The 17,161-nt window shown below is 46.3% G+C and carries 16 protein-coding genes and 2 other annotated features; of the genes, 7 read left to right on the top strand and 9 right to left on the bottom strand.

What is annotated here, in order from left to right; translation table 11 throughout:
* The first annotated feature begins 302 nt into the window (after positions 1-302).
* The gene (locus tag BVJ53_RS07440; protein WP_462345211.1) at positions 303-1,154 is read left to right on the top strand and encodes a DMT family transporter; all 852 of its coding nucleotides are present in this window, start codon (positions 303-305) and stop codon (positions 1,152-1,154) included.
* Between the two features lie 325 nt (positions 1,155-1,479).
* Here BVJ53_RS07440 and BVJ53_RS07435 read toward each other — a convergent pair whose 3' ends face one another.
* The 4 genes from BVJ53_RS07435 to BVJ53_RS07420 form a co-directional block, all read right to left on the bottom strand.
* Positions 1,480-3,486, bottom strand: a complete 2,007-nt coding sequence (locus BVJ53_RS07435; protein WP_129301869.1) for a WxL domain-containing protein — start codon at positions 3,484-3,486, stop codon at positions 1,480-1,482.
* On the bottom strand, positions 3,483-3,956 hold the full coding sequence (locus tag BVJ53_RS07430) for an LPXTG cell wall anchor domain-containing protein (protein ID WP_129301868.1): 474 nt from the start codon (positions 3,954-3,956) through the stop codon (positions 3,483-3,485). Before BVJ53_RS07430 ends, BVJ53_RS07435 begins: the two co-directional genes overlap by 4 nt.
* Positions 3,937-4,962, bottom strand: coding sequence for a DUF916 and DUF3324 domain-containing protein (locus BVJ53_RS07425; protein WP_129301867.1), 1,026 nt, complete (start codon positions 4,960-4,962; stop codon positions 3,937-3,939). Before BVJ53_RS07425 ends, BVJ53_RS07430 begins: the two co-directional genes overlap by 20 nt.
* Before the next feature lie 108 nt (positions 4,963-5,070).
* Positions 5,071-5,739 (bottom strand): WxL domain-containing protein, encoded by a 669-nt coding sequence (locus BVJ53_RS07420; RefSeq protein WP_129301866.1) that lies wholly within the window; start codon positions 5,737-5,739, stop codon positions 5,071-5,073.
* 489 nt (positions 5,740-6,228) lie between these two features.
* Positions 6,229-6,466, top strand: a binding site (T-box leader).
* A gap of 276 nt (positions 6,467-6,742) precedes the next feature.
* On the opposite strand from BVJ53_RS07420, the gene brnQ reads away from it, so the two are divergent.
* Positions 6,743-8,116, top strand: coding sequence for a branched-chain amino acid transport system II carrier protein (gene brnQ / locus BVJ53_RS07410; RefSeq protein WP_129301864.1), 1,374 nt, complete (start codon positions 6,743-6,745; stop codon positions 8,114-8,116).
* A 165-nt stretch (positions 8,117-8,281) separates the two neighbouring features.
* Here brnQ and BVJ53_RS07405 read toward each other — a convergent pair whose 3' ends face one another.
* Positions 8,282-9,190, bottom strand: a complete 909-nt coding sequence (locus tag BVJ53_RS07405; RefSeq protein ID WP_129301863.1) for a hypothetical protein — start codon at positions 9,188-9,190, stop codon at positions 8,282-8,284.
* Positions 9,191-9,459: 269 nt separating this feature from the next.
* Here BVJ53_RS07405 and BVJ53_RS07400 point away from each other — a divergent pair, with 269 nt between their 5' ends.
* From BVJ53_RS07400 to BVJ53_RS07380, 5 genes are all read left to right on the top strand, one after another.
* Entirely contained in the window at positions 9,460-10,164 is a 705-nt protein-coding gene (locus BVJ53_RS07400) for a rhomboid family intramembrane serine protease (protein ID WP_129301862.1), read from the top strand.
* A 569-nt stretch (positions 10,165-10,733) separates the two neighbouring features.
* The gene (locus BVJ53_RS15315; protein ID WP_129301861.1) at positions 10,734-10,934 is read left to right on the top strand and encodes a hypothetical protein; all 201 of its coding nucleotides are present in this window, start codon (positions 10,734-10,736) and stop codon (positions 10,932-10,934) included.
* A gap of 230 nt (positions 10,935-11,164) precedes the next feature.
* Positions 11,165-11,414 (top strand) — a binding site (T-box leader).
* A gap of 143 nt (positions 11,415-11,557) precedes the next feature.
* Positions 11,558-12,271 carry an amino acid ABC transporter permease gene (locus BVJ53_RS07390; RefSeq protein WP_129301860.1) on the top strand — a complete coding sequence of 238 codons (714 nt, stop codon included), beginning with the start codon at positions 11,558-11,560 and terminating at the stop codon, positions 12,269-12,271.
* A 75-nt stretch (positions 12,272-12,346) separates the two neighbouring features.
* On the top strand, positions 12,347-13,156 hold the full coding sequence (locus BVJ53_RS07385; protein WP_129301859.1) for a transporter substrate-binding domain-containing protein: 810 nt from the start codon (positions 12,347-12,349) through the stop codon (positions 13,154-13,156).
* Between the two features lie 94 nt (positions 13,157-13,250).
* Positions 13,251-14,390 (top strand): trans-sulfuration enzyme family protein, encoded by a 1,140-nt coding sequence (locus tag BVJ53_RS07380; protein WP_129301858.1) that lies wholly within the window; start codon positions 13,251-13,253, stop codon positions 14,388-14,390.
* 84 nt (positions 14,391-14,474) lie between these two features.
* On the opposite strand, the gene BVJ53_RS07375 is transcribed toward BVJ53_RS07380, so the two are convergent.
* The 4 genes from BVJ53_RS07375 to BVJ53_RS07360 all read right to left on the bottom strand — a co-directional run.
* Positions 14,475-15,260 (bottom strand): hypothetical protein, encoded by a 786-nt coding sequence (locus BVJ53_RS07375; protein ID WP_129301857.1) that lies wholly within the window; start codon positions 15,258-15,260, stop codon positions 14,475-14,477.
* Between the two features lie 365 nt (positions 15,261-15,625).
* Complete coding sequence (locus BVJ53_RS07370) at positions 15,626-16,090, bottom strand: MAG6450 family protein (RefSeq protein WP_129301856.1); 465 nt, start codon at positions 16,088-16,090, stop codon at positions 15,626-15,628.
* Between the two features lie 2 nt (positions 16,091-16,092).
* Positions 16,093-16,542, bottom strand: coding sequence for a Panacea domain-containing protein (locus BVJ53_RS07365; RefSeq protein ID WP_129301855.1), 450 nt, complete (start codon positions 16,540-16,542; stop codon positions 16,093-16,095).
* 292 nt (positions 16,543-16,834) lie between these two features.
* Positions 16,835-17,161, bottom strand: a 327-nt coding sequence (locus BVJ53_RS07360) for a LysM peptidoglycan-binding domain-containing protein (protein WP_137295983.1), incomplete at its 5' end; no start/stop codon positions are given.

The following is a 17,161-nucleotide window of genomic DNA, read 5'->3' as shown; positions in this document are numbered from 1 at the left end:
TCTGGAATCGCTCCTTTAGACGAAGTTTGTCTTTAGGGGCGATTTTAGTTTGTCGATCAAAATGTGCGCGGATACACAACGCGTACTCATCGAGTTTGATCAAATTAACACGAACTAGCCAACCAGGTTCTTTTTGCGTAGAATGGTTTGGATGTCTTAATTTGAAAGGAATACCGCCATGCCGCGCACTGAAGCTCATCTTACGAACGATTCAAATCGAAAAATAAAAGGTGTTACATTTGCCGTTGTTGGCGCGATTTTTTGGGGTGCGAGTGGTATTTTCACGCAAACCCTTTTTACCAATGCCGGCGTTAAACCACTTTGGCTTGTGGGCATTCGGCTCTTTTTTGCCGGATTGTTACTGGTTGTGGAGTGCTCTGCGAGATCCGCGATCGGTTTTAGCACTTTGGAAAAATCGCCGGGATGCGGGCCTTATGATTTTGTTTGCCTTTTTTGGCATGGTACCGTCGCAGCTGACCTATTTTCTTGCCATCAACGCAGGTAATGCCGCGACTGCTACCATTTTGCAGTTTTTAGGGCCAGTGTTTATTTTACTTTACATGGCGTTGGCAACTCGACAAATGCCGCGGCGGATTGATTTTATCAGCATCACATTAGCTTTGATTGGTACCTATCTGTTGGTCACGCGCGGTCATCTTACCAGTTTACGGATCGCACCTGCTGCTGTGTTCTGGGGCATTATGGCAGGCGTCAGTCAGGCGCTTTATACGTTGCTGCCGCGAACCTTGCTGGCCAAATATGATGCGCGGGCAGTCACTGGCTGGTCCATGTTGCTTGGTAGCCTGCCGTTCTTGCCTCAGTACGCGCTTCACCCCAACCCGATGCTCACGCTACCAGATCTCGGAGCAATTGGATTTGTCGTCATCTTCGGCACGATGCTTGCCTACCTGCTAGTGCTGGGCAGCCTCAATTACATCTCACCCGTGGCAACCGGTATGTTAAGCGCGTTCGAACCGCTAACTGCCACCACACTGGCCGTCACTCGCCTGCATATCGCCTTTGGTCCGGCAGAATGGCTAGGTGGTATCCTCATCGTCTTGAACACTTTGCTGCAGGCGCTGCCGTTCAAGAAAATTCAGGGTATTCAAAAACGGCTGATCCGTCAATTGTTGCAAAAATCTAAAATGCAGTAGAAAAAGAGAAGCCTAAGTTTTGAGAAAACTGCAAACTTAGGCTTCTCTTTTTGATCTTCCGAGCTTGGTTCTAACTTCGATGATTTATATGAAGCCGCTAACACCAGCAACCAAAACATGAAAAGGCAACTGAAGCAGAAGCTCTAAGGAACTTAAGACGACACGCATTATTGAAAGTGAATATTTAACATATTTTTATCTATGATCCCTTATATCTTCAATACTGACAATCCGATTTTCCAAAATAAGAACCATTCATATCGCCTCATTTTCAAGATCATCAACATATTCATACAGATACTAGACTTCACATGTTCTCCAATCTTTACTCAGGGACATCGGCAAGTGTCCAGGTTGCTGTTGCATGGTATTGTCCGGCGCGGACAGACGGTGTTTTTTCAATCGCCATCAAGGCTTGGGTGTGTTGGGCAGAATCGCCAAGCTGCCAATTGTCACCACCCGAAGCCATATTCTTAATAGTCACGGTATTGTTATTGTCTTTCACCCTCGCTACCTCAGTAACAGTCGAAGGGTCTGGTGCATCAACCAATACCATTTCAGCCTTACCGCCAGCGGTACTGCCATTATCACCAAGCACATAGCTATGATCGGTTAATTCGAATGGCGAAAGGGACATCTGTAAACGCCATCCTGGTTTAGTTGGTCGTGAGTCGATAACCTGCAAATATTTGCCGGAAACTTCAGGCGTTTCCTCACCAGTCGCGATTACCCATTTTCCAAAATCAACATCAGATGGATCTGTTGGCAACGGTTTTTGTCCTGGAAAACCGCGGATGATATCGGCAACCGTCGGATTAACAAACCCACCTGCCATTTTTTTAAACATAAAACTTGGAACGCTTTCCAAAGACAAGCTTCCTTGGTGTGAAGCAATGACATATTTGATTTGATTCGACCGGTCGGCAGTATTAACAAACGGATAACTGACATTTTCTGGGCCACCAACAAGCTTACCGGCATCATCACTAAAAGCCTGATTAGTCGGTAAATCATACAGCTTGACCTCAGCAGGGAGGCTGAATGAAAAAGTCGTCTCCTTGTTCTTCGGCAACGCTGGCATTTCGGAAATGATTGCGGAACGTTCATCGGCCTGGACGACTGCTTTAACGGTCGGTCCCGGTTGCCCGTTCACTTTCAATTCAACATCCACTTCATCACCTGCTCGAGCCGGTGTGCCATCCGGTTTGAGATAATCAAAATACTCGCCTTTGGGTAGGACAATTTCGTGCACTGGCCAATTCGTGCCATCGAGATTATCCACGTCAACGTTGTAGTTATAGGTTAATTGATCACCAGGATTTAACAACGTATCTTCGTGGACGACTTCATCGCCACGTTTTAACGTTACTTCGGTTTTGTTGACAGTCACGAAGTCAGCGAGACTTTTAATGGCAACGACATGGGGTTCAAATGCGTCACCTGTGGCACTCGTGAAACCTAGGAAAAGTTTGCGCTTATAGCCAAAAATGTCGTTGATTTGTTGATCAGTCCATGTGAGTGCGCGCGTGACAGTGTCGATACCTGAACCACTTAATGTATAAGACAGCTCCCCGCCAGTATCAGACTTGTTCCACTCTACGCTTAAATTGTGCCATGAGCCGTTGTTAATTTTGCTACTTAAAACTTTGGCATTATTTGGAAATTCCGAGTTGTTGAATATGAGCTCGGTTTTGTAATTTGGAAAACCGATTGCATACATACTTGACTGGCCAGGATAACCAGAACCAATATACTGGTTTGACGAACCAAGTACGGGATAGCCAACCCTTTGATCCATCCCTGTTGTAGCAATTAGGCCATCAATACTTCTCTTGGTGTCAACCGCGATTGCAAAACTGTTGGGCAAACCAGTTGTGGCAATGTCAATTGGCTTTCCACCGCTCTTACCAGTAATCCCCCAGATGCCAAGTGACGCGCCACCTGACATCGGCTTGGTTGGCCTGTCCCCTGCCAGAGCAAAAGCAAGTCCATCAGCCCCACTGCTGCTATTACCTAAATAAATTTGCATGTCTAACTTAAAAGAACTTTTGTCTAAATCAACAAACGGCTTATTACTCCAAACACTACCTGTCTGCCCCGCCTTATTAACGTTCAACTCAAGGCCAACTTCATCCGTGCCATTAGAAATCATTTGAGACTGTGTGCTCACTGGTGAAAAAACACCATTCAAGCTCGTAAACGTACCCGCGCCCGGTGCCGGGTATGGGCTGCCAGCTGGCCAAGTCGCCGCCGCTGCCACAGCTTGCAGTGGTCCGAGCAAAATGCTAAACACCGCGGCAAGGCAGATCATCATTAAAGTTTTTCTCTTCATTTTTTACCTCCTTGCCGCGAACGTCCATGTATCAGTAAAGCGCCTAGGCCAACAATGACCAGAATTTCGAGTCCGATCACAATGAACCATGGCTGAACGGCATCTCCGGTCTGCGGCAGTCGGCTATAGTCAAGAATCGATTGACGTTGGCCCTGTCCGTGTGAGTCATCATGTGAAGCACCTGTTCCGGATGAATCAGACGAACGAGAAGGGGCACTTGGATCGCTCGGATCGTCGGTTCCCGGTTTTGTACTTGGGTCTGTGCCGGGATCGGGTTTTGGGTCAGGTTTTGGATCAGGCTTCGAAGTCGGTGGTGGCGTTGGATCCGGCCCCGTTGACGGTAATTCGCCGACGAGTTCGACTTGTGCCACTGATGTTTCGGCGTATACCTTATGGGCTGCGGCTCCGCCTGCCGTGAGACCGACCATCATGAGCATCATAAACCAAAAGTTACGCTTTCTTTTCGCCATCAGTCTCCCTTCCTCTCTTCTGTCGTTGCCGCCAAATAAGCCAAAGCAGGATCAGAATCACCACGGCAAGGATGATCGCAATGATGATCCACATCCAAGGTGTTTGTTGCGGTGTCCGGCCTAATTTTTCTTCAATGGCGTCTGACTGTTGTCGGGTAATTGTAAAGTTGCGGCGCCAATGCCACGTTTTTCCGACTGCCTTGGCCGTTAAATCCAAGGTGTAGGTTCCGGGAGCAAGCGCCTCCTTGGTGAAAATGGCATAGTCAAAATGTGAGTTAGGGGCAAACGACCAGCCTTTTTCATGTCGGGTTAAATACGGTTCGTTTGAGCCTTGGCGATACACTTTGCCGTCCAGCGTCATGTCACCAAACAGACGCGGCTTGAAATTCTGGATGGTCGCCAAAACCCCTGCTTGATTGTCCTGCAAGCCCGGTTTGACCTGTAAAAGTTTCAAGTCAGGTGCCACTTCGGTTTCTGACGTCTGCAACACCACGCCGACCAGCATGGCAAATTTGTTATTAATCGCCATCCCACTGCCGCTGCTTTTACGCACATTCGGGTCTTCGACATACAGGCTGCCGAGGATCTGGCCTTTGAAACCTTGCTCGGGAATTTTGACATCAAACGTCACCGGTACTTGACCATTGGCAGGTACGTCAATAGTTTGCGGGTCACTGGCCAGTTGCGCAAAGGTGTATTCGGCCGAGTTATCTTTCTTGTTATTTGGATAATATCCTAATGTTCCGTTATTTTGCGTGAACGCACTGACGGGGCTGACTTTTAGCTTCTTGGCCTCATTGCTCGTGTTCTTGACATAAATGAGCAACCGCTGCGTATCACCGGGCTTGACCAGCAAATTAAAGTACGTCGACTTGTCGATCTGATTTTGCGGCAGAGCGGGGCTAATCGTGAAACCTGCACCTTCAGCCGCCTGAACCTGCTGCGAATTGCCCAGCCAAAAGAGACCCAGCAACGCGATCAGGCCAAATAAAATTTTCCGTTTCATGCTTACCCCTCTCTGAGCGTGAACCAGTCCGGGTAGAAACCGGAAAACGCGTTAATCTGCCAAAAAAGGACAGCGGATGCCCCGCCGCCCTTTAGCTTGAACACTAAATTACAAAGGTGCATCAGCCAGCGTCCAAGTAATCGCTGCTTGGTATCGGCCGGCGCTTGCTGTTGGATCTTTGAGAAGATGAAGAACCGTTTCGCTGCCTTTCTTTAATAAGGCCGTGTTCTTACCTTGCCCTTGCCCATTTGTGCCTGTTTCCAAAGCGTCAGCCTTCCAGATTGGAACTGAACCACCGCCGATATCAAGTGTTTTTCCTACAGTTGGATTAACTGCATTGAGGGTCGGGTTATCTGTCACGACGTCACCGGTTTTGAGTGTCAGTGACCCTTTCAAGGTTTTACCGCCAGATTCTTTCATATTGCCTAATTGAGCGGTCAGGGCCCAACCTGCGCTGGTACCACGATTGTCAGCCACAGTTAGTTCACCATTATCGTTACCGTCCATGGCATTGGTGCCGTCTTTAACCGGACCCGATGTGTCAATCGAATTGTTGTCAAGGTTTAGGTCAACGTTAGCTGCCGTGATCTGACCAATGTCAATGGAGCCAAAGTGAAGATCAGGCACCTTATCCAGGGTAATATTACCAGGAATAATATTAACTTCTGCCACAGAAGTCTTTGTGTCATTTGCAGCAAACACACTGCCTGCTGGTACCAGACAACCTGCTAATGTCAACGCCGAAATACCAGTTACAATATAATGAATTTTCTTCATAGATTTTACCTCCATGGATGTTATGAAAAGTTTCTTTACCTGTGTTACTAATATCAATATAGCATCATGCTGAATCGGTAATCAAACAATACGATCAGCTATTCAGCCCCGTCAGACGGGCAATATTACGGAATTTTTGAAATTTTGTTTTTTATAAAATTAGGCCACTTACATTAATGTATATTTATAAGCAGCATTAGCAATTTACTTTTAACCAGTTCATCAAATAAGCGTTATTGAACCCATTAAAAAATTTATTTTTGTGATTGTCATTTTGTGTGTTGGTTAACCAAGATAAGCTGTGCACTAATGAACTTTTGTCAAAGATATCTATTGATTTCATTATATAAATATTATAATTTTTCCTCTCACGAGTTTTGCCAGACACTATTTTAAATGCCGCTGAGTTTTTCTTTGACCTTACGAACAACATTAAATTTAGATTAGTTGTTGACAAGGAAGCAAAGCGTGTTAAACTCATAATCAAATACAAATGCAACGCGAAAGACAAGTAGTCATGTTCATGGATTCAGCGAGCTTCGGTTGGTGTGAGGAAGCATTCAGGGCATGATGAAGATCCCTTTCAAGCAGGACACCGAACCTTCAGTAACGTGTCATGGGAGCACCCATTACAGTGCTAGCATATCGTCAATGGACCGTATGCGATGAAGGCCAAGGCTTTATGCTTTGGCGAATTAAGGTGGTACCGCGCAAAGTCGCCCTTAGATTAAATCTAAGGGCGACTTTTTTTGAGCGTGAACCAGTCTTGTTAGAAAACGGAGTGTAAGTGGCCTTGGTCGCAGGTTTCTGAAATGGTGAACGCGTTATGGTGAGCTTAAGCTGCCATAACTCTCGATCTTGTCCACAACTTGTCCGCATTTCCGCGTAGCAACTAGATCATCAAACCAATTAAGGAAGTGATGCAATTGGAATCTGACATTACCCACATTAGTCGCTTCATGAATGAATTAACATCTGACTTAAACCTATTGGAGGAACTCAAATGGAATTGTCTGAAAAGAAACTTTCAACCCGTGATTATGTCGTCATTGCATCACTTTTGTTCGGCCTTTTCTTTGGCGCCGGCAATTTAATTTTCCCACTGCACCTCGGTCAGCTTGCCGGAGCTAACTGGTTCCCGGCTATGCTCGGTTTCCTGGTCACAGCGGTTGCACTGCCGCTGTTAGGCGTTTTAGCAATCGCCGCCACGCATGCGGAAGGCGTTTATGATATTGGCCGGCCGCTTGGTAGCGTATTCGCCCTCGTCTTCATGGTGCTGATTCACGCAACGATCGGTCCTATGTTCGGCACCCCGCGGACTGCAACGGTCTCATTTACCACCGGTGTTCTGCCAATGTTGCCAAAAGACTGGCAGCAAGGCGGCCTCCTTGTTTTCTCCGCTTTGTTCTTCGGCGCAGCGTTCTTCCTGTCATATAAGGAACGGAAGATCACCACTGCTATCGGTAAAGTTTTGAACCCGATTTTTCTAGTGCTCTTATTCTTCGTATTCTTTGTCGGCTATCTGCATCCAATGGGCAATCCGGCTGCCCAAACCGTCACCGCCGCATACAAAAACGGCAGCTTCATGAATGGCTTCTTGCAAGGATATAACACAATGGATGCCCTTGCTGCATTAGCATTTGGGGTCACCGTTGTAACAGCAGTTCGTGGCTTGGGATTGAAAAATGATGACCATGTCGCCAAAGCAACCGCTAAGGCCGGCGTCATGGCAACCAGTTTTATCGGTTTGATCTATGTTGCATTAATCGTGCTTGGCAGCATGTCACTGGCACATTTCAAACTAAGTCCTGAAGGTGGCACTGCCTTTAATCAGGTGGTCACTTATTACTTCGGTACCGCTGGCCACGCTGTTTTAGCCACCTTGCTAACGCTGACCTGTTTGACAACCGCTGTGGGCTTGGTCGCCGCATTCGCGCAAGACTTCCACCGGCATTTTCCCAAGGTGAGCTACCGGGCATGGCTGGCACTGACGAGTTTTCTGTCCTTTCTGACTGCTAACTTCGGCCTTGAACAAATCATCGCTTGGTCCGTGCCAATGTTGATGTTTCTATATCCATTCTCAATGGTACTCATCCTTATGTCTGTTTTCGGTAAAGCATTCCATCACGATCCGGTCGTTTACCGCGTCGTCGTTGCCTTCACCGCAGTACCGGCTGTTTTGGACATGTTTGCCGCATTCCCAGCAGTTGTGAGCCAAAGCGCAGTTGGCCTGGCTTTACACAGTTTCCAATTACATTATCTGCCATTTGCTGCCATGGGCTTAGGCTGGCTGGTTCCAGCTGCTGTCGGTCTGGTTATCGGCTTGGTCGCCCACACCGTTAAAACACGGCGAGCAACGGCCTTAGCCAAGGTTTAAGCTGAACAAAATTAAGCGGCCACGTTCTTGCTGATCATCCCAAAAGCCAGCTACTCAAAGGCTGCTTGATCAGACATTTCGCCGCAATCGAAAAGGTAGCGATCACGTTCTGCGCGATCGCTACCTTTATTTTTATACGGTCTCTTCTATTGTCGCTTAAAAAATTCACCGATAATCGATATTGATCAAGTGCTTCAGCAGCGCTTGATTAAGTAGCCCGACGACATCGTTAATCGTTCGACGAGTCGGTTTCAACATGTCTTTTTGAAAAGTCTGCGCAAATTCATTATCAAAAAACGTCTGGTGGGGCGCTTTAGTCATCAATGTCCAAGACGTTTTAAGAATACCACGATGCATGCTCGGTACATTGACAATCAACCGATCATTTAAATCAAGTGGGCATTGCTGCCGTTGCAAAACCGTATCCAGCAACGCCTGCCAAATGAGTTCAATAGCGTTTCGCTCGTGTTGCTGCTTTTTGGTAGTAAAGTAATTAATACCACTTGAAACGACTGGCAATGACTGACCGCCTTTGTCAGGATCGTGAGTTGCTGCTTGCGCTGCCGCAACCACGGCCTGTTCTTTTTGCTCCTCTGCTGTCGGCTTTGTCACTGACGGACTAACCAGCGAATTAACTTCCTGCTCGGTTTTGATGGTCGGCGTGGAACTAATCGTTTTTTCGGAAGTTTTACTTGGTTTGTTTACCGAGGTTTCTGATGCTTTGCTACTTGGTACTGGAACACTGCTGATTGCCTCAGTGCTTGTGGATGACTTTTTGTCATTCTGACTGTCTAAAGTCACCACGGAACTTTTCAAGTTTTCCTTACTATCAGTCGGTTCATCCGTATCAGCCACTGTGATGACCGGTGGATGATCATCAGTCGGCTTTTCGGTGACAACATTCTGCTCATCGCTATGTCCATCTTTTGCTTGTGCGTCACTGCAGCTTGGAACGGAAGCCTGGATCGCAGTCGGCGGCGCTGTTGCTGCAAACGTCGACGATTGATTCGCGATCACCGTTGATACACCCAAACCAAGCATGGCAGCTAAGCCGTAAAACCATGCCTTTTTCATCTTATCCTCCACTAAAACATTAACATCTTACATACCTTCTCCGCATTTAATATACCGCATTCATGAAATAAAGTCACTGGACTTTGGGACTAGAGAGTGTAAGCTGAGCTTCCCAAGATCGCTATCGGACTGCTCAATTTCGAGACGAAAAACAGACTGTCAAGTTAACACACCGCGTGCAAAACTGTTTGGCTAAGTTGTCAAGTACCATGCAGAATGAGAGAATTTAACGGGTCGAATAAACCAACCTAGAGGGGAAGCTTTAAAGAATGACGAAGAAAACTATTGCCAATCCAGCAATTCTAATTCTCATTATTGCCTGGTTAGTGTTTGGTCTCACTACCCGTTTTAACGATTTTAACGCTTTCAGCATCGCAAACTTTACCAACGTTCCAAACATCACGATGTCCTCGCCCATGCAATGGTACCGTGCTTTAACGTGTTTATTCTTAAGTAACTATGGCTTTTCAGAACTAATCTCTAACAGTATCATGCTTGTAGCACTCAGTTTTGTTGTCCAAAAAATAACCACCTACAGTGAGTCTCTGATTATCTTCATTATCAGCGGTATGGGTGGTAACTTATTAGCAAACACCTTCATCATCTACTTAGCTAACAGCCAAATAACGATTCCAAGTTATTTGAATATCGACGGAGCGAATGGCTATGTAGTGGGCATGTCCACTGCTTTATTCGGGCTTCTATTTTATACACTAGTGCGGTATATCATTACCCAAAAAAATCGAGCTAAAAGTAAGGTTGATCTTTTCAACCTTACGTTTTGGGTGTTTGTCTGCTCAATACCGTGGACCTATCCTTTCTTAGGAAGAGGTTCGTTCACAATGAGCGATTACATTCACATAGCAGGTAGTTTGGTTGGTCTGCTACTAGGATTGGTGGTCACACTAGCGGTACGTCGACACGGTTCTGCGGCATCAAGAGAAAGTAGCCTAGACGCTCATGGTGCTTCCTAACGACATTACGAGTATCAAAGAGGTCAGAACCTTCGTTTAACGGTTGCGCGGCGTATTTCGATGGTCCTCGTTCTTAATGGCAAAGTTCATCTATTGACAGTGAAAAGATAAGAGTGTATTACGTGGTTGGGATGACTAACAAGCGCTTACATTTTCGTCACTAATGTTCCCGCGCACTTTGCGTTCCCTCTCCCGTCTCAGTCATTCTTTTAAATACTTTTTTACAACGCTACGAGGAGATGAAACTCACTAACACCTGCTGATTCAATACCGACATCAGGTAAAATCTCTTCTTTTCTTGTTCCTGTAGTACCTGTTTTTAAGCAACCATATTACCAAAGGGAGCTTTCTTCTGTTGTTCTTGTTTCTATGTCATGACACAATCCTTGTCGGAAGAAGATTTCGCCTCAATTGATATCTAAGTTTTACTGCAAAATGTAGGCTTGTCCAAACCTGATTTGTTCGCCAAAGAGTTTCCCCGGATTGGTAAAGACACTGCAGTATAACTACAACGGATAACCGAATTAGTATTACCTAAGACAGTTGGGTAATGAGAGGAGTGATATCTCATGATGATGTATCCTTACATTAATCTAGGTCCTAGAGATGGCGTTTTGTTAATCGCAGCCATCATATTGTTAGTTTTAACCTTGGTTTTTAAGTGGTCAATATTGGAATTTGTACTTTCTGCTATTGCAATCATCATTGCGTTCTTGGCGGGAAGTATGAAACCAAGTAAGAAGAACGTGCTTTCGTTCATAAAAAAATAATCTAAGAGGATTATTCACGGAGAAATAAAGACGGACGCAATTTCGACATTCAAATTGCGTTTGTTTTTGTGTTGGAAGTGGCGAATTGCTCCAGCTCTTGCAGGCAACATAATGTCCTTCTTACAAGCTACTTGCCAGACGATTAGAGAGCATGCGTGTTACCTAATTGCCCAATCTGTTCGCGCGCTCCTATTGACAACGCCCGTTTTTTATCCTAATGTTATGTCAATATCTTAGCAGTAAAGAGATGAGTAACCAGGCAAAGATCTGCAGCGAGCTGTCATTTGGTGAAAGACAACGGTCGGGTTCTGGCGAAGATGGTCTTTTTATGCATTCAGTTGTGAACGATCACCGCAAGCAACTGACGGGTGCTCCCGTTATTGAGTTAGGGTATCCACACAATGAGGTGTGTTGTACCTAAAGGGAGCCGAATCAGTTCGGTTAATCAAGGTGGTAACGCGGAACATTTTCGTCCTTGTCTATGCAAAATGGGCAAGAACGGAAATGCTTTTTTATTTGCCCGTTCGTTTGCAGCATGTTGCTAAGAAAAGTGGCTTGAGAGCGTGCAGTCTGCTTGACATTTAGCGGAAAGTACCGGCATGTATCTTAAGAGGAGGAAAAATATGTGGAAAATCATTGTTGACGCTGTACCGCAAATGGTGGCCGCCGGAATCAAATACACCATTCCGATTGCGATCGTTTCCTTTGCGATTGGCCTCATCATCGCTTTAATCACTGCCTTGACGCGCATTTCGGCACGGAAAGGCATCTTCATCACCATCGCAAAAGGTATTGCCGCTTTTTACGTTTGGCTTTTTCGCTCAACGCCTTTGCTGGTTCAATTGTTTATTGTTTTCTTCGGCTTACCAAGCCTAGTTATTCCGGGCATTTTCCCGCATGGTATTAAGCTCGATCCGGTTGTGGCGGGGATCATCACCTTTTCGCTGAATACTGGCGCTTACTGTGCGGAAACGATTCGGGCGGCGCTTTTGTCCATCGATTCCGGTCAGTGGGAAGCCGCGTATGCTGTGGGGTTGCCGCGACGACTGGTTTTGCGAGAAATCATCATCCCTCAGGCGCTGCGAACCGCGGTTCCGCCGCTGTCAAATAGTTTCATCAGCCTTGTAAAGGACACTTCTTTGGCGGCATCGATCACCATCGTCGAAATGTTTCAGGTCAGTCAACAAATCGCGGCCGAAAACTACCAGCCGTTGTTGATGTACTCATTAGTCGCACTTCTTTATGCGATTGTCTGCACCTTTTTGTCCTGGGGTCAGCGCTACCTCGAAAAAGTCACCTCGCGCTATACGGCAAATACGCAACCAACGCAATTGTAAGATGGCTGTTGTTGCGCGCGTGGTGCAGAAATTGCACCTGTTCAAGTTCAAGTTATTATGGAAGGAAGAATTTTCATGTCAAAGAAAAAGTTGTGGTTGTTATTGCCTATCATGGCACTTGCCGCCTTCACACTCACGGCTTGCGGTAGTAGTTCGTCCACGTCTAAAAGCAGCGACGTCAAGAGCGAACTGATCAACAAAAATGAACTCACGATTGGCCTTGAAGGAACCTACGCACCGTTCTCCTATCGCAAAGACGGTAAGCTGCAAGGATTCGAAGTTGAACTCGGCAAGGCCTTAGCCAAAAAGGTAGGCGTTAAGGCCAAGTTTGTCCCGACTCAATGGGATTCTTTGATTGCCGGTCTTGGCAGTCAAAAGTTCGATCTGGTGCTCAACAATATTGCCGAAACGCCACAGCGTAAGAAAGTTTATGCCTTCACAACGCCATATATGTACTCACGTTATGCGTTGATCACTCGCAGCGATGATACTTCGATTAAGCAGCTGAGTGACATCAAAGGTAAGAAATTCGTTGAAGGTACCGGCACCCCTAATGCTGCCTTAGCGAAAAAGTACGGCGCCACCATCACCCCGTCCGGCGACTTTACGGTTTCGTTAAACCTTGTCAAAGAAAAACGCGCTGATGGCACCATTAACTCAAGCGCTGCTTGGTATGCTTACGCCAAGAGTAATTCAACGGCAGGTCTGAAGAGTCAAACGCTTAAAACCAGTGCAGCAAAACCCGACGAAATCGCGGGAATGGTCAGCAAGAAATCACCGAAGCTCCAAGCTGCTCTTTCTAAAGGCATCAAGGAGCTTCGCAAAGACGGCACGTTGAAGAAGTTATCACAAAAATACTTTGGTGCCGACTTGACGACAAAATAACTTGTCACATTGCTTTTAAACTTTCAAGCCGCGAATGTGCGAAATTCGCGGTAATACATAGTCAACATGTTCATCAAAGGGAGGGCGGGTTTTAATGACTCAATTCAACACGAAATTAGTTCATGGACCGCAACTACAGACTGATCAGGCTGGTGCTATCGTGCCGCCAATTTATCAAAGCGCCATGTTTCGGTTTGCCCCTGATGGACAGGAAACTCGCTGGGATTACGCGCGTAGTGGCAACCCGACTCGCGAATACTTGGAACGACAGATTGCAACGCTGGAAAATGGCGACGCTGGCTTTGCCTTTTCCAGCGGTGTGGCCGCCATTGCCACCGTTTTAGCCATTTTCCCCAATGGCAGTCACTTCATTATCGGCGACTCGCTGTACAGTGGCACCGATCGGCTGATCAATCAGTATTTTGCCCAGCATGGCTTAAGTTTTACCGCTGTTGACACGCGTGATTTGAAGGCGGTAGCGGCGGCAATTCGCCCTGAAACCAAGGCGATCTTCTTTGAGACGTTTTCCAATCCCTTGCTTAAAGTCAGCAGCGTGAAGGCAATTAGCGCGCTGGCCAAAACCCACCATCTCCTCACGATTGTGGACAACACGTTCCTGACGCCTTATTACCAGCGGCCGCTTGAGCTCGGTGCTGACATTGTGTTACATAGTGCGACCAAGTACCTCGGCGGCCACGGCGACCTCATTGCCGGACTTGTCGTATCCGCGCACCCCGACCTCAGCAAAAAGCTGGCCTTCCTGCAAAATACGATTGGTGCCATCTTAAGTCCCCTCGACTGTAGCTTAGTAACACGCGGCATCGCCACCCTCGCCGTTCGTCTCGATCGCGAAACAGCCAATGCCCAGGCCGTCGCCGAATTTTTAGACCAGCACCCTGATGTTGCCCATGTTTACTATCCGGGACTAAAAAGCGATCCGGGGTATAAGCTGGCACAAAAAGAAACCACCGGCGCCAGCGGACTGCTATCTATCAAACTCGCCGATAACATCGATCCGCTGAAATTTGTGAACAGCACCAAGGTCTTTGACTTTGCCGATTCGCTTGGCACCGTTTCCAGTTTGGTCAAACTCCCGTGGTTCAAGCTGCCAGAAGAAAAACGGACAGGTTCCGGTTTGACACCGCAGCATGTCCGCATTGCGATCGGGCTGGAAGATCAACAGGATTTGATTGATGATTTAGCGCAGGCATTGAAGGCGGCGGAGAAGAGATAGGTGTACGAAAAAACATCCCTTTGAGTGTAAAACTCAAAGAATGTTTTTTTGCTCACCAACCAAAAATAGGAAACTGTCACAATCTCAGTGACCATTATATGGCCAGCCGACCCTAACTTGCTTGAGCGGATCGGTCCGGTTCAGGCTATCCGCACCTTGCTCCAATGACCGCAGTGCTTGATAAGCAAGCCTTAGCCGTGATGCATAGCCACGCCAATTTTCATCGTCGCGTCCGGCATTGACCACTGGATCATAAGGCAGAAAGCTAACTTTTATTGCCGCGATTGGTACTTTCGCTGCTTTGCAAATCGTCGGCCATTCCGTATCTGTCAGCAAACCTTCTGAGTTAGCTAAAATATACCTAGCCGCTTCTTGGCTAAAAGCACAGCATCCTGCCGTTATATCCAAATCAGACAATCCAAACACTGCAGAAGCCGCTTTATTGGTAATAGCCTCGGTTTCGCGCCAAGTTGCCGGATAGCTGCGCATCACTACTGAATCGCGGCCAACTATCTGATACCCATCAACCACTTGAAGATGGTTCACAAATGTTTCTAACGCAGACTCCGCCCGTTCCACCGCTACCACGACTTTATCAAAATCGCAGTAAAAAAATGGCGCCGCATACTGGACATCCCGCAAACCAAACTCAAGTACTTTTCGGCGGGCATCGGCAGCACCATGCGGCTCAATAATGCGGCAATGAAATTTTGGCGCTTTGTCTAGCAAATGCGTGATATCAGTAGTAGTGACAGAACTGATTGTGACGTAAATGGACGAAAATATTTTGCTGACACTCGCCACAACCTGTTGTAGCTGAGGTAAAGAGACATTTGGGTGATGGACAGTGGCTAGCAGCACAGGTTGCATATCAAAGACCTCTTATGCGATTTTGTCAGCGTTCGCCAGCTAACAGAGATGCCTCCACCGGGCATAACTGATAGCTATGTATCAACATTTGAGGTATCCTTGTCCCCTTTTTGTCCCCTTTGGCTCGCAAATCTAGAAGCATCCAGAAGCAAGTTATTAAATCGTGTTTCAACGGCTTCGCTGTGGCTGATGATTTATGCACAAAAATAAGCCTCCCACCCAATCGGGCAGAAGGCTTATTTTTGAAAGCACTCGCACTTTTCTGCACACCATGTTTGGACCGCAAGTGCCGGATTTGTACCACAAAGTAATGAAAATGGCGTTTTCAACTCAAAACCGTAAATCTCAAGATATACTCGAAAGCTTTACTTGAATTTTTTGTGCTGGGGATCTATGCGATGAATAACAAAATAGTCTTCATCATTATAGTAACCGTGCACTCTAAATTTAGTTCTGTCTTGTCCGAAATGGTACATCTCTTTCTTCTCGCCATCGACTTGTTCGATGTTCTTCGCGCCATGTGGTCCATCAGTTCTCAACAGAGAACTCTCCACTTGAGTAATCGTCAACCCTCGCCCAACTGTGGATGTTATAAACTTACTAAAGTTTTTTATATCCTCAACTCTCATATCTTTGAACTGGTAATTATTTTCTAAAACATGTTCAATTGAGAGCTTAAAACGGGCAGTTGTCCGAGAATCCGATGCCAACTGTATGCCTTGCGGTTTATCTGAGGCAAAATTCCTATTCGTCAATATCCTACCGAAGGAGGACTTACTTTGCTCTGTGCTTGTGTGCTTGGTCAACTGGTTCTTCTTTGACTTTCCCACGGTCAGTCACCTGAGTAAATGGACTGATAAAACTCTTTCATATCTTCATCAGCAATGCGCTTATTACTGTGTTCCCCTGGGCCTAACTCTGCTCTGGCTTTTTTCCAAGGCATTTCTTTATGGGTCAAAGCCTCAAGCTCGTTAGCCGATTTATCGCCATACGTGACCCAAACAGATTCTAAAAGATTATCCAGGTTCTCAGAATTAATCTCAATGGGCTTGCCTTTCTCAATATCAGTCCAGCCATATTTTTTATAGTCCTGATACAAATCCATCGAAACCGGGCCATGTGGCCAAGCTTCAAAATACGTATCATCGATGACTGGATAGTGTAGGAGTGCATTGCCCCAAGCCTGAAAATAGTAAACAAGTTTCTGAAGCTTTTTAGGCGACATCGCAGACTTTGATAAGAACCATGCGGCGACGTCCTTATACGACATATGCTGTTCCATCTGTTATGCCCCTCCTTTGATTTTGGTGATTTCTTTAACCACAACTCAATCGTATCATATCCAGTGTCAAGTCTGTTGATAAACCCTGTGTATAACTCTTGCAAAGCCTATAATAAAGGCATTTCAGACATAATATATAAAATATACAAACTCGCTCTAATCCCTGATGCTATGCGATTCTTAAAATTCCTTCATAAAAGGAAAAATTAGAATATTTTCATTTTAAATTCAAAATCGGGCTAAAAATAAGCCTTCCACCGCGGTTAAACGGCAGAAGGCTCTTTTTGTGGTGTTACCGAATCAGCAATCGCTGTCCAGGATGAATCACGCTGTTGATTGACAGACCGTTGTTGGCCGCCAAGGTATACATGTTGACACCGTATCGTTGGCCAATGCTCCAGAAGCCGTCACCCGACTGTACCGTGTAGTACGTGTGGCTTGAATAACTTGTGCCAGATACTAGGATAACATCGCCTGGGTGAATCACACTGTAGATTGACTTGCCGTTGTTAGAAGCCAAAGTATACATGCTCATGCCATACTTGTAAGCAATCGACCACCAACTGTCACCAGACTGAACCGTGTAGGTCGATCCTGAGCTTACTGATGGCACACTGGT

Origin of the sequence: Lacticaseibacillus chiayiensis, from assembly GCF_004123795.1 — a bacterium.
Lineage (GTDB): Bacteria > Bacillota > Bacilli > Lactobacillales > Lactobacillaceae > Lacticaseibacillus > Lacticaseibacillus chiayiensis.
Note: the sequence above shows the minus strand (reverse complement) of the source record. Positions and strands in the feature narration are given on the sequence as shown.